General features: G+C 75.3%; 15 protein-coding genes and 1 pseudogene. 15 read left to right on the top strand and 1 reads right to left on the bottom strand.

The annotated features are described in order from the left end of the window. The first annotated feature begins 25 nt into the window (after positions 1-25). The 6 genes from ACFVVA_RS17585 (at position 26) to ACFVVA_RS17560 (ending at position 4,675) form a co-directional block, all read left to right on the top strand. On the top strand, positions 26-1,039 hold the full coding sequence (locus ACFVVA_RS17585; protein WP_387690442.1) for a questin oxidase family protein: 1,014 nt from the start codon (positions 26-28) through the stop codon (positions 1,037-1,039). 206 nt (positions 1,040-1,245) lie between these two features. Then, positions 1,246-1,470, top strand: coding sequence for a holin (locus ACFVVA_RS17580; RefSeq protein WP_387690440.1), 225 nt, complete (start codon positions 1,246-1,248; stop codon positions 1,468-1,470). A 210-nt stretch (positions 1,471-1,680) separates the two neighbouring features. Beyond that, positions 1,681-2,670: an SDR family NAD(P)-dependent oxidoreductase gene (locus ACFVVA_RS17575; protein WP_387690438.1), complete on the top strand. Its 990-nt coding sequence runs from the start codon at positions 1,681-1,683 to the stop codon at positions 2,668-2,670. A 442-nt stretch (positions 2,671-3,112) separates the two neighbouring features. Next, positions 3,113-3,361 carry a hypothetical protein gene (locus ACFVVA_RS17570; protein ID WP_387690437.1) on the top strand — a complete coding sequence of 83 codons (249 nt, stop codon included), beginning with the start codon at positions 3,113-3,115 and terminating at the stop codon, positions 3,359-3,361. A gap of 18 nt (positions 3,362-3,379) precedes the next feature. Then, complete coding sequence (locus ACFVVA_RS17565) at positions 3,380-4,165, top strand: helix-turn-helix transcriptional regulator (protein ID WP_359906539.1); 786 nt, start codon at positions 3,380-3,382, stop codon at positions 4,163-4,165. Between the two features lie 96 nt (positions 4,166-4,261). Beyond that, the gene (locus ACFVVA_RS17560) at positions 4,262-4,675 is read left to right on the top strand and encodes a sigma factor-like helix-turn-helix DNA-binding protein (RefSeq protein ID WP_387690435.1); all 414 of its coding nucleotides are present in this window, start codon (positions 4,262-4,264) and stop codon (positions 4,673-4,675) included. 60 nt (positions 4,676-4,735) lie between these two features. Here the strand turns inward: ACFVVA_RS17560 and cynR are convergent, their stop codons facing one another. After that, on the bottom strand, positions 4,736-5,644 hold the full coding sequence (cynR, locus tag ACFVVA_RS17555; protein ID WP_387690433.1) for a transcriptional regulator CynR: 909 nt from the start codon (positions 5,642-5,644) through the stop codon (positions 4,736-4,738). Positions 5,645-5,770: 126 nt separating this feature from the next. Between cynR and ACFVVA_RS17550 the strand changes: the two genes are divergently transcribed. From ACFVVA_RS17550 to ACFVVA_RS17510, 9 genes and pseudogenes are all read left to right on the top strand, one after another. Continuing rightward, complete coding sequence (locus ACFVVA_RS17550; RefSeq protein ID WP_387690431.1) at positions 5,771-6,358, top strand: carbonic anhydrase; 588 nt, start codon at positions 5,771-5,773, stop codon at positions 6,356-6,358. Between the two features lie 78 nt (positions 6,359-6,436). Next, positions 6,437-6,907 (top strand): cyanase, encoded by a 471-nt coding sequence (cynS, locus tag ACFVVA_RS17545; protein ID WP_387690429.1) that lies wholly within the window; start codon positions 6,437-6,439, stop codon positions 6,905-6,907. 120 nt (positions 6,908-7,027) lie between these two features. Beyond that, positions 7,028-7,543: a nucleoside deaminase gene (locus tag ACFVVA_RS17540; RefSeq protein WP_387690428.1), complete on the top strand. Its 516-nt coding sequence runs from the start codon at positions 7,028-7,030 to the stop codon at positions 7,541-7,543. Positions 7,544-7,563: 20 nt separating this feature from the next. Further along, positions 7,564-8,133 carry an ATP-binding protein gene (locus tag ACFVVA_RS17535; RefSeq protein ID WP_387690426.1) on the top strand — a complete coding sequence of 190 codons (570 nt, stop codon included), beginning with the start codon at positions 7,564-7,566 and terminating at the stop codon, positions 8,131-8,133. A gap of 54 nt (positions 8,134-8,187) precedes the next feature. Then, complete coding sequence (locus ACFVVA_RS17530) at positions 8,188-8,790, top strand: hypothetical protein (RefSeq protein ID WP_387690425.1); 603 nt, start codon at positions 8,188-8,190, stop codon at positions 8,788-8,790. Between the two features lie 214 nt (positions 8,791-9,004). Further along, positions 9,005-9,325: pseudogene (locus ACFVVA_RS17525) on the top strand (trypsin-like serine protease); the annotation flags it as partial. Positions 9,326-9,452: 127 nt separating this feature from the next. Further along, a complete protein-coding gene (locus tag ACFVVA_RS17520) occupies positions 9,453-9,752 on the top strand; it encodes a trypsin-like serine protease (protein ID WP_387690726.1) in 300 nt (99 codons plus the stop codon). A gap of 65 nt (positions 9,753-9,817) precedes the next feature. Then, the gene (locus ACFVVA_RS17515) at positions 9,818-10,828 is read left to right on the top strand and encodes an aldo/keto reductase (protein WP_387690724.1); all 1,011 of its coding nucleotides are present in this window, start codon (positions 9,818-9,820) and stop codon (positions 10,826-10,828) included. Between the two features lie 92 nt (positions 10,829-10,920). Then, positions 10,921-11,745, top strand: a complete 825-nt coding sequence (locus tag ACFVVA_RS17510) for a DUF4253 domain-containing protein (RefSeq protein WP_387690423.1) — start codon at positions 10,921-10,923, stop codon at positions 11,743-11,745. The last annotated feature ends 173 nt before the right edge of the window (positions 11,746-11,918 follow it).

Below are 11,918 nucleotides of genomic sequence, written 5' to 3'. Positions count from 1 at the left end.
GGCGTCCCGCCTACGGTCCTTTCCCGTGGACACGACAGGGATTCTGGACGAAGCGCTCCAACGACTGCACGCCTGCGGGCCCGAGCGGCTCGGACGGCTCACCAACCACGCGCCGATGGCCGTCGAGGCCCTCACCGCCCGCGGACAGGCGCCGTCGGTGCACCGCTGGCTCGACCTCTACGCGCGCAAGCTGGAGGACCTCCCGCCCCGCGTCGAGCCGGTGACGGACACCAACTGGCGTACGGCGCTGGGCGATCCGAGGCGTGCGGCCGACTGGATCGGCCACTTCGAGCGGGAGGTCGCCGAGCGTCCCTGGCGCGAGGTGCTGGCCCGGTGGTGGCCGCGGCTGCTGCCCGGCCTGTACGGCGGGTCGACGCACCCGGTGATCCGGGTGGGCCACGCGGTGCGCACGCTGCTGGCCGGTGAGGCCACCGGGCCGCGCCTGGCGGAACTCGCCCACGGCCTGGGCTACTGGGCGGCCCGCCACCGGAGCGTCGCGGTGCCCGCCCGCCTGCCGGGTGCCGCCTCCGCGGCCGCCGCCCTCGACGCGGTGCCGGCCGTCGACGTCCGGGACGGGGGCTTCCCGGAAAGGCTCGGCCGCGTCACGGCCCTGCCGGTGTGGGCCGGGGCCGAGGCACCCCTTCCGGGGGAGGTGCCCGGCCGCCTCGCCGAACTGGTCCGGGCGGCGACCCACCGCTACGCCACCCACGGCCACGGCGAGGAGACGATGCTCGTCCACGCGGCCACGGCCCCCAACGCCGTGCTGCGCACGCTGCCCGCGCTGCCGCGGGCACTGTGGCCGGCGAGCCTGCGGGCGGCCTGGACGGCCTCGGCGGCGGTGACGGCGATGTACGCGCCCGCCGCGCCGGCCGGGTACGTCCCGCCCGGCGCGTTCGCCCCCGAGGAGGTCTTCGAGCGGGCGCTGGCGCACGGCGACGAGCACGTCATCAAGCTGACGGACACGGCCCTGGACGTCGGCGACGCACCGGCCCTGACGGCGGCCCTGCGCGCCATGGAGCTGAGCACCCCGCTGGGATGAGGCGTACGGCGCGGGGCCACCGGAATCGCCCGCCGGAATCGCCCGCCGGGACCGTCGTCGGAATCGACGGCGTGAACGTGTACATGAGGGGCGGCAACTCCCCGACGGCGCCTGCCGCATGCCTTCCGAACGCCGACCCCGACGCCCGCGCGACCGTCGCGCACAGACCGGCACCTCACCGCCTCCACCGCGAAGGAGTCCTGACCATGCGGAAGTTCATCCTCGATCTGGTCGAGCGCACCGTCGCCACGTACGCCGCGGCGTTCCTCGGCCTGCTGCTGGCCGACAGGTTCGACCTCACGTCGATCAGCTCACTCAAGGCGGCGGCGGTCGCGGCGCTGCCGGCCGCACTGACCGTGCTCAAGGGGGCGGTGGCGACCCGCGTCGGCGACCCGAGCTCGGCCGCCCTGCTGGGCCGCCCCCGCGAGTAGCCGGACCGGCCGGCGAGGGGCGGGGCGCGCCACGGGGCGCCCCGCCCCTCGCCTCGGGCGTGCCCGGTGCCGGTGGGCCGACAGTGAGGACGGTGAGCTGCCGGTGGGATGCGAGTGGCCCGCGGGAGCGTGGGAACCGGGCGGGACCGGCGGCGATGCGCGGGTCCGCCCGTACCGCCGGATCACCGTGCCGAGTTCCAGGAGCCCGCCATGCCCTCCCAGCCCCAGTCCCAGTCCCAGCGCCAGGCCCAGTTCCAGGCCCGGCGCCAGGATTCGCCGTGGGACGTCCACCGGCTGCCCCGGGCCGAGGGGAGGAACGTTCTGGTCACCGGCGGCAACGCGGGCATCGGGTACTTCGTCGCCGAGCAGCTCGCCGCCGCCGGGGCCACGGTCGTCCTCGGCAGCCGTGACCGGGCGAGGGCCGAAGCGGCGATCGCCTCCATCGGCTCGCGCGTCCCCGGGGCCAGGGTGGAGCACCTGCCCCTGGACCTGGCCGACCTCGCCTCGCTCGGCCCGTCCGTGGACGCGCTCGGACTGGACCGGCTCGACGCGGTCGTCCACAACGCCGGCGTGGCGCTGGACCACCCGCCGCGCCGCGAGACCGCCGGCGGCCACGAGCTGATGCTCGCCACCAACCACCTCGGGCACTTCGCGCTGACCCACCACCTGGCACCCCTGCTCGCGGCCGCCCCCGCAAGCCGCATCGTCACCACCGGCAGCTTCGCCGCCAAGTCCGAACGCCTGGACCTCGACGACCTCCAGAGCACCCGCGACTACCGGCCCAAGCGCGCCTACGCGCGCTCCAAGCTGGCCCAGATGCTCTTCGCCCTCGAACTCGACCGCCGCCTGCGCGCCGCCCGCAGCACGACACTGAGCGTGCTCGTCCACCCCGGCGGCGCGCTCGACTCCCTCACCCCCTCGCGCCCGCCCGTCCACGTCCGCACCACCGGCGAGCGGCTGCGCCACCTGCCGCTCGGGCTCGTCGTCCAGGGCAAGGACGCCGCCGCCTGGCCCGCCGTCCGGGCCGTGCTCGACCCGGCCGTGCGCGGCGGTCAGCTGTGGAGCCCCCGCGCGTTCGGGCTGCGCGGCACGCCCAGGACCGAGCCGCTCTGGGACCACCTGGCCGACACCGCGACCGCCGCGCGGCTGTGGGCGGCCAGCTGCGAGCTGACCGGTCACGACCCGACGCCCGCCCACTGAGTGCCGCCGGAACGCAGAGAGACCGCTCGGGCCACCAGGGCCGGGCGGTCTCTGCTGTTCGGGCGGACCCATGCGCCAACACGGCCCGCTGCCGATGTTCCCGAGTTGTTGGAGTGCACAGCGCCCCGGGTTCCGGACCCGCGGGTCCGGGTGACGCCGCTGCAAATCGTCACATCCAGCCAGGACGGCTCACAAGGGCATGCTGCACAAAGGCGCATCAAAATCCGGTTTCAGTTCGTTGAACTGTGCGTTTCTGATAGGGCGTTCACGAGATTGCGGCCAGGGGCCGGGACCGTGGCGCATCAATCTTCGCGATGTTCACCGAACCGATTGGGATTCACCCGTACGCCTGACAGAGTGTGTGCCCACCGGGCACACAGTGCGACGCCAACCGCACAAGTGCCCGCCAGTTGGAGTGGACAGTGATATGGAGGACTCCTCGATGACGAGGAAGCGGAACAAGCGCGCCCACACCCCTACCCACTGCGCGGCGGCGCAACCGGTACCGCCGCGCCCGCGCCCGTACCGGCCGCTCGCGGCCGGTGAAGCGGCCGTGGTCGTCGTCGTGGTCGTCCTGACGGTCGCACTGGCCGCCGCCCTGGTGGCGACGGGCATGTCGGCCGGGGCCGCGCTCGAACTGGCCACGGGCGGATGCCTGTTGGCCGCGAGGCTCCGACGGGAGCGGGCCTAGGAAGAGCGCCTGCCCGAGATGGGACGCCGAGAGAATCCGATCGGGGCGACCGAGCCGGCGCTGGGCCGGCTGGCCGTCTGGCTGCGGGAGCAGCGCGAGCAGGCCGGGTTGACGTACCGTCAGCTCGCCGCTCGGACCAACTACCACCCCACCACCCTGCAACGGGCCGCCGGCGGGCGCTCCGTACCGAGCTGGAAGGTCGTCGAGGCCGTCGTGCGCGAATGCGGCGGCGACCTCAAGACCGCCCGGCGCAAGTGGGTCCAGGCCAACTACTGGGCCCACGTGCCGCGCCCCTCGGGCAGCCGGCGGCTGCGCGCACCCCGGCGGGTCGACCCCCAGCAGGTCGACTCCTTCGCGGACCTGCGCCGGGCGATGCACGAGATGCGCCGCAAGGCCGACTGGCCGTCCCTGCGGGAACTGGACCGCCGGGCCCGCGACCGGGGCGGACGCCTGCCCTCCAGCACGCTGGCCCTGGTCCTCAAGGGCGAGGCCCCGCTGCGCAAACCCGTCTTCCTCGCCTACATGGAGGTCTGCGGGGTCAAGGAGGCCCGCCGCGCCCTGTGGGCGGCGGCCTGGGACCGGACGAACAACGCCCGCACCCCGCTGCCGGTCAACTCGCGTACGTACCACAGCGAGTTCGTCCGGGCCATGCAGTCCTCCAGCGCCGGCACCCCGACGGACATCCTGTTCCGCCTGTGGGCGACCCTGCGCACCAGCCTCGCCGCCGAACGGGGCGAGGGCCCCGGCCACCCCGCGGCGGCGGGCCGCGAAGGCACCGACGACAACCCGTCGGTGCTCGTGTGACCCGGTCCGCGGCCGGGACGCGCCACCCGCGCCCCGGCCGCGGACCGGGCACCCGCCGCGGACCAGCACCCACCCGCGCCACCTCGGGACACCACCATGCCGACACCACGACGCCGATCGGCAGCCCCCGGGCCCGCCCTGGGCCTGTGGGCGCTGCACGACCTGCACCTGCGCCACTACCTCGACTACGCCGAACTGCTCCTGCCGCCCGCCGACGCGCCCCTGGCCGTCCGCGCCGCCTTCGAGGAGCTCGGCGGCCACTGGCTCGACGCCCTGTCCACCGCCAGCCCGGCCGCCTGCGCCTGGCAGGCGGTGCGCCGCCGGGTCTGCACCCTGGCCGGCCCCCGGCCGCTGGGCCCGGTCGCCCACCTCACCGCCGCCCAGCAGGACGTCCTGCTGCTGCACCTGGTCCTCGACCTGTCCGCCGCCGAGATCGCCGCGCTCACCGGCACCGAACCCGCCGCCGTCCACGTCCAGCTCCGCTCCCTGGCCGCCGCCGCCCGCCGCTGACCGGCCCGGTGCCGGCCGCCGCTTGCCGAGAGCCCGTCAGGGGCCGGGGCGCCGTGCGGGCTACGGGGCCGGCGGGTAGCCGCGGGCGTGGACGAGGTCGCGGGTGAGGCGGGTGAAGGCGCGGGCGGCGGCGCTGCGGTAGGCGCCCTCGCGGTGCAGGAGGGTGACGGTGCGGGTGGGCAGGGGAGGGTCGAGGGGGACGGGGGCGAGGTGGGGGTGGTCGTGGGCGAGGGCGTCGGGCAGGACGGTGGCCAGGCCGGTGCGCCGGACGATCTCGGTGAGGGCCTGGACGGAGTTGGCCTCGACCGTGATGCGCGGGGCGGCCCGGTGGCGGGCGAAGTAGCCGTCGATGTGCGCCCGGGTGGCGAAGTCGCCGCTGAGCAGGGCGAGTTGTTCGTCCTTGAGGGCGTGGACCGGTAGCGGGTCGGGCAGTGTCCGGGCGCGCGAGGTGCCGGTGACGAGGCTGAGGGTCTCGGTGAACAGCGCGGTGGCGGTGAGGCCGGGCGGGTGGGTGCCGGCGAAGGCGATGCCGAGGTCGAGGTCGTCGGCGAGCAGCGCGGCCTCGATGCGGTCCTGGGTGGTCTCGGTCAGGGTGAGGCCGACGCCGGGGTGGCGGGCGTGGAGCTCGGCGGTGAGCGGGCCGACCAGGTAGGCGGTGAAGGTGGGGGTGACGCCCAGGCGCAGGTGGCCGCGGGAGAGGTCCTGGACGTCGTGGACGGCGCGTTCGGCGGCGGCCAGGTCGCGCAGCGCGCGCCGGGCGTGGTCGGTGTAGACGGCGCCGGCGTCGGTGAGCCGCACGGTGCGGCCGGTGCGGTCCAGCAGCTGCACGCCCAGGGTCCTCTCCAGCTGCCTGATCTGCTGGGAGAGCGTGGGCTGGGAGATGTGCAGCTCCTCGGCGGCGCGGGTGAAGCTGCCGTGTTCGGCGACGGCGAGCAGATAGCGCAGGTGACGCAGTTCGGGAGCGGCCATGGAACACACTATAGATGCGACCAATGACTTCCATGCCTGACAGCTCTTGGACGCTATAGGCACAGGTCATGCATGGTGGATCTCACCGGCCCACCGGGGCCGGCCACCACCCGAAGGGAGTGACCAGTGCAGGACCTCACCGACGGCGTCGCCCGTTTCCAGCGGGACGTCTTCCCGGCCAAGGCGGAACTCTTCGCCCACCTGGCCACGCACCACGCCCCGGACACCCTGTTCATCGGCTGCTCCGACGCCCGCGTCGTCCCCGAGCTGATCACCGGCACCGAGCCCGGCGACCTGTTCGTCATCCGCACCGCCGGCAACCTGGTGCCCGCCCACACACCCGAGGCCGACGGCGTCGCGGCCAGCATCGAGTACGCCGTCGCCGCACTCGGCGTGCGGGACATCGTCGTCTGCGGTCACTCCGCCTGCGGCGCGATGACCGCCCTCGCAGAGGGCCACGACCTCAGCGGAGCCCCCGCGGTCGCCACCTGGCTGCGCCACGCCGACGCCTCCGTGGCCCGCACCGCCGCCGACGGCGACGTCCCCGCGCTGGTCCGCCAGAACGTGCTCGCCCAGCTGGCGAACCTGGCCACCCACCCCTCGGTCGCACGCGCCCTCGCCGCGGGCGGGGTCGCCCTGCACGGCTGGGTCTACGACATCCCCACCGGCCGCGTCGAGGTCCTCACCGCCGGCACCCCCGCGCTCGCCGCCTGACCCCCCGACCCCCCGTACCCCCTCGCGTCGCCCCGTCCCGGGTGACGTGGACCCCTCGCAGAGAGAAGGACAACCGCCATGGTGCACGCCCAGTTCAACCAGAGCGCCCGCGAGGCGCTGGCCGACGCCGCCGTCGACGCCAAGATCCGCAAGAACCTCTCCTGGAAGCGGATCGCCGAGGCCTCCGGCCTGTCGGTGGCCTTCACCACCGCCGCCGTCCTCGGCCAGCACCCGCTGCCGGAGGAGTCCGCGAAGGCCGTGGCCGAACTGCTCGGCCTGGACGAGGACGCTGCACTGCTGCTGCAGACCGTCCCGGCCCGCGGCTCGATGCCCAACCGCATCCCCACCGACCCGACGATGTACCGCTTCTACGAGATGCTCCAGGTCTACGGCACGACCCTCAAGGCCCTGGTGCACGAGGAGTTCGGCGACGGCATCATCTCCGCGATCAACTTCAGGCTCGACGTGCGGAAGGTCGCCGACCCCGAGGGCGGCGAGCGCGCGATCATCACCCTGGACGGCAAGTACCTGCCGACCAAGCCCTTCTGACCGGCCCCTGCGGCCGAGCCCTGCCGATCGGGGGCGGGCCGGGACCCCCACCCCGGCCCGCCCCTTGCCCCCCGTCCCTTACCTCTGCCCCTTCCCCCCGCTCCCGCCCCGGAGGCCCTGATGGACTTCGTCCAGCGCACCATCGACATCGCCCGCCAGAACGTCACCGAGGGCGGCCGCCCGTTCGCGACCGTCATCGTCAAGGACGGCGAGATCCTCGCGGAGAGCCCCAACAGGGTCGCCCAGACCGGCGACCCCACCGCCCACGCGGAGATCCTCGCCATCCGCGAGGCCTGCACCAGGCTCGGCACCGAGCACCTGACCGGCACCACCGTCTACGTGCTCGCCCACCCCTGCCCGATGTGCCTGGGCTCGCTCTACTACTGCTCTCCCGACGAGGTCGTCTTCCTCACCACCCGCGACGCCTACGAGCCCCACTACGTCGACGACCGCAAGTACTTCGAACTGGGCACCTTCTACGACGAGTTCGCCAAGCCGTGGCAGGAGCGCAGGCTGCCGATGCGCCACGAGCCGCGCGAGGACGCCGTCGAGGTGTACCGCCTCTGGCAGGAGCGCAACGGCGGCGAGCGCCGCGTGGCGGGCGCCCCGCGCCCCCAGGGCTCCGCGCGGGACTAGGCACGCCCTAACATCGAGCCGTGATCGTATGGCTCAACGGTACCCACGGCGCGGGCAAGACGACGACCGGCGCACTCCTGCAGCCGCTGATTCCGGATGCGCGGGTGTTCGACGCCGAGAAGGTCGGCGAGACCCTCATGGACATCACGCCGGGGCTGCCCCGGACGGACAACTTCCAGCACTGGCCGCCGTGGCGGCAGCTCGTGGTCGAGACCGCCCACCGGGTGCTCGACTACACCGGCGGCACCCTGGTGATGCCCATGACCGTCCTGGTCGAGCGGTACTGGCGGGAGATCAGTGCGGGCCTCGCCCAACGTGCCATCCCGGTACGGCACTTCGTCCTCCACGCCGACCAGGGGACCCTCCGCGGACGGATCGAGGGGGACACCGTCCTCGGCCCCTCCTCCTTCCGCCTCAGGCACCTCGAACCCTACGCCGAGGCGGCCCGCACCTGGCTGCACGCCGAGGCCGAGGTCCTCGACACCACCCACCTCACGCCCGCCCAGGCCGCCCGACGGATCGCGGCGGCCGTCACGGGCCGGGGCCCCACCCTCCCAGCCGTTGAGCCGGGGGCCGGGTCGGGGCCGTAGTCGTGGAAGGGGCGCCCTCTGCCGGAGCGGGCGCCGCGGCGTCAGGAGGCAGGCGTGCTCAGGTTCCACGGAGCATGGCGGATCACCGTCGTCGGCAGGAGCGCCGACTTCGACCAGCGGGCCGTCGTGCGCGGCGCGTACGGGCTGCGGGTGCTGGCCGGGCGGGTCGGCGCCGCCATCGAGGTGGACGAGGAGAGCTGGACGCTGTCCCTGGAACACCACCTGTGGGGCCGCAGCTGGCAGCCCAACCTGCGCACCACCCCCGGACCGGTCACCGAACACGGCGGCCTGCGCAGCCAGTTGCTCACCAGCAACGACTGCCACTGGCCGGGCAAGCCGCTCGACTACGTCAACTTCGTGCTGCGCCTGGACCAGGCCGTCACCCCGGCCGTCACTCCGGCCGTCATCCGGACCGCCGCGCCGGTGCGCGCCGCCCGTCCGCTGGAGGCGCCGATCGCCGCGCCCGTCCAGGCCGTCCGCACCTCCTCCTCGGGCTGGCCCGAGTCCGGGCCCGCGACCGGGCCCGAGCGCGAACACGAGCGCGGCACCGCCCCCGAGCGCGGCACCGCCCCCGAGCGCGGCACCGCCCCCGAGCGCGGCACCGCCCCCGCGTCGCCGTCGGTGTCGCCGAGGGAGAGCGGGCGGCCCGCCTGGTAGCCCGACGGCGCGAGCGGGGGATACCCCCAGGTCACGGCGGCCCGCTGGCCGGGTGTTCCGGCGGGCCGGCGCCGGGTTGGCTGGAGCCGTCAGCACCAGCCGAACCGAAAGGCCGTCACCCGTGCCCTTCCGTACGACCGTCCGCACCACCGCCCGCGCCGCCGCCCGGGCCGCCGCCGTCACCGCCCTGGCCGCCGCGCTCGGCGCCACCGCCATGAGCACGAGCGCCTCGGCCATCGTCAACGGCCGCGACTCCACCGAGCGCTACCCCTTCATGGCCACCCTCCCGCTGAGCGCCGAGCAACTCGCCGACGGAGCCTGCGGCGCCACCCTGATCGACCGCCAGTGGGTGCTGACCGCCGCCCACTGCGTGGTCGGCACCGAGGACACCGGCGTCACCCTCAAGGGCACCGTGCGCATCGGCAGCGCCCACCGCGACAGCGGCGGCACCGTGCGCAGGGTCGACCGCGTCGTCGTCCACCCCGGCTTCGAGTTCGGCGACGGCGCCACCCGCCCCAACCGGAACGACCTGGCCCTGGTCCGCCTGGACCGCCCCGCCCCCCAGCAGCCCGTCCGCGTCGCCGAACACCCCGGCAGCCCCGGCACCCCCCACCCGGCTGCTCGGCTTCGGCACCGTCGTCGACACCACCGACTACCAGCGGATGGTCTTCCCCGACCGCCTCCAGGAACTGCCCACCCGCATCGGCGCCACCACCGACTGCGCCCCCGGCTGGGCCGACCCCACCCGCCTGTGCACGCTCAGCCAGGTGCCCCGGGCCATGGCCTGCTTCGGAGACTCCGGCGGCCCCCAGATCCAGCGCGGCCGCGGCGGCCGCTGGGAACTCGTCGGCACCACCTCCGGCCCCGGCGCCCCCGGCGTGCCCTGCGCGGGCGGCCCCGGCCTGTACACCGACGTGCCCGCCTACGCCCCCTGGATCAGCGGCACCCTCGCGGCCGGCTGACACCCCGACCCCACCGCGCGGCTAAAGTCCCAGGTGAGAACCGTCGCGCCCGAGGAGAGCCCGCCATGCCGACCGACCCCGCCGCCACCGCGATCCCCGCCCCCGCCGCCGCGCGCCCGCACCCCGCGCGCCTCGGCCTGGGCACGGCGGCCGTCGGCCGGCCCGGCTACATCAACCTCGGGCGCGACGCCGACCTGCCCGCCGAACGCACCGTCGACGCCCTGCGCGAACGCACCCACACCCTGCTCGACGCCGCGTACGCCGCCGGCGTGCGCTACCTCGACACCGCCCGCTCCTACGGCCGCGCCGAGGAGTTCCTCGGCCAGTGGCTCGCCGAACACCCCGAGGCCGCGGCCGAGGTGACGGTCGGCAGCAAATGGGGCTACACCTACACCGCCGACTGGCAGACCGACGGAGTCGCCGCGCACGAGGTCAAGGAGCACTCCACCGCCGTCTACGACCGTCAGATCCACGAGACCCGCACCCTGCTCGGCGACCACCTCGACGTCTACCTCGTCCACTCCGTCACCCCCGACAGCCCCGCCCTCACCGACCCCGCCCTGCACCGGCGCCTCGCCGACCTCGCCGCCGAAGGCGTCCGGGTGGGCCTGTCCACCAGCGGCCCCGCCCAGGCCGACACCATCCGCCGCGCCCTCGCCGTCACCGCGGACGGCGGACCGCTGTTCACCGCCGTCCAGGCCACCTGGAACCTGCTGGAGACCTCCGCCGCCCCCGCCCTCGCCGAAGCCCACGCGGCCGGATGGCTCGTCGTCGTCAAGGAGGGCATGGCCAACGGCCGCCTCGCCGGCCGCAACGCCACCGGCCCCGACACCGCCCCGCTGCGCACCCTCGCCGACCGCACCGCCGCCACCCCCGACGCCCTCGCCCTCGCCGCGGCCACCGCCCAGCCCTGGGCCGACATCGTCCTCTCCGGCGCCGCCACCCCCGGCCAGCTCGCCTCCAACCTCGCCGCCACCGGCCTCCGCCCGACCCCCGAGGACCTCGCCGCCCTCGGCACCATGGCCGAGCCGGCCGGGGCGTACTGGCGTACGCGGGCCGGGCTGCCCTGGTCCTGAGGCGTCGCGGGCGGGGGCGCCGCGTGAGAAGTCGGCGGGGCCGACTTCTCGCGCCCCGCCCGTTGTCGGTGCCCGCCCCTACGGTGAGCCGCATGACCGAGCACCTGGACCTCGTCGCCGCCCTCGCCGCCCTGCCCGTCGACCTGCCCGTCGACCTGCCGCCCGGCCGTACGGTCACCGCGGACGACGGGCCCGAGCCGCTGCTGTGGATCAGCGACGCCCCCGCCCCCGCCGGGCTCTGGCGCCAACTGCACCGCGCCCACCCGCAGACCGGGCTGTGGCCGCTGCTGCTCACCCCGCTGGACCCCGCCGGCCCCGACTACCGGCCCTGGCTGTCCGGCGAGCTGTACCCGGTCGACGCCGCCGTACCCGACCTCTACGACCCGGCCGCCCTGCTGGCCACCTGGTGGAAGCAGGTCGACGAGGACGAGGACGGGGAGGTCAGCGAGGACGCCGAGATCCTGGACGAAGCCCTCGCCCCCTACGGCCGCACCTGGCCCGGCCCCGCCCCCGCCGCCACCGTCCCCGAGGGCGCCGCCGGCACCGAGGCCCGGGAACTGGCCGAGGTGCTGCGGTCCGTCAAGGACGCCCGCCTCGGCCTGGTGCGGGCCGACAGCGGCGCCCAGGCCCTCGCGGTGTGCGGCTGGAGCGGCCCCACGAACCACGACGACATCGCCAGGATCGCCACCGTGCTCGCCGACTGGGAACGCCGCTTCGGCGCCCAGGTCGTCGAAGTCGGCTTCGACACCCTGGAGTTGAGCGTCCCCGTGCCGCCCGCCACGCTCGCCGAGGCGCTCCCGCTGGCCGCCGAGCACACCGCCTTCTGCCCCGACCTGGTCTTCCAGGGAACCGGCAGCCTCACCGAGTACGCCGAGGGGCTGGTGGGCGCCCACCAGTGGTCCTTCTGGTGGGACTGACCTGACCCGACCTGACCTGACCTGGCCCGATCCGGGGCCGGGGCCGGGCGCAGGGAGCCGCTTGGGCACGACGGACCCGGGCACGACGGACCCGGGCGGGCAGACCCGGGCGCGCCGACCCGCCCGGCGCCCGCCGGCCACCCGTGTGGCATGCTGCGCCGGGCCGCGAACCG

The sequence above is a fragment of the Kitasatospora sp. NPDC058048 genome (assembly GCF_042885555.1).
In the GTDB taxonomy this organism is placed as follows: domain Bacteria; phylum Actinomycetota; class Actinomycetes; order Streptomycetales; family Streptomycetaceae; genus Kitasatospora; species Kitasatospora lactacystinica.
The sequence above is the reverse complement of the archived record's forward strand: the minus strand, read 5'-3'. Positions and strand labels throughout refer to the sequence as shown.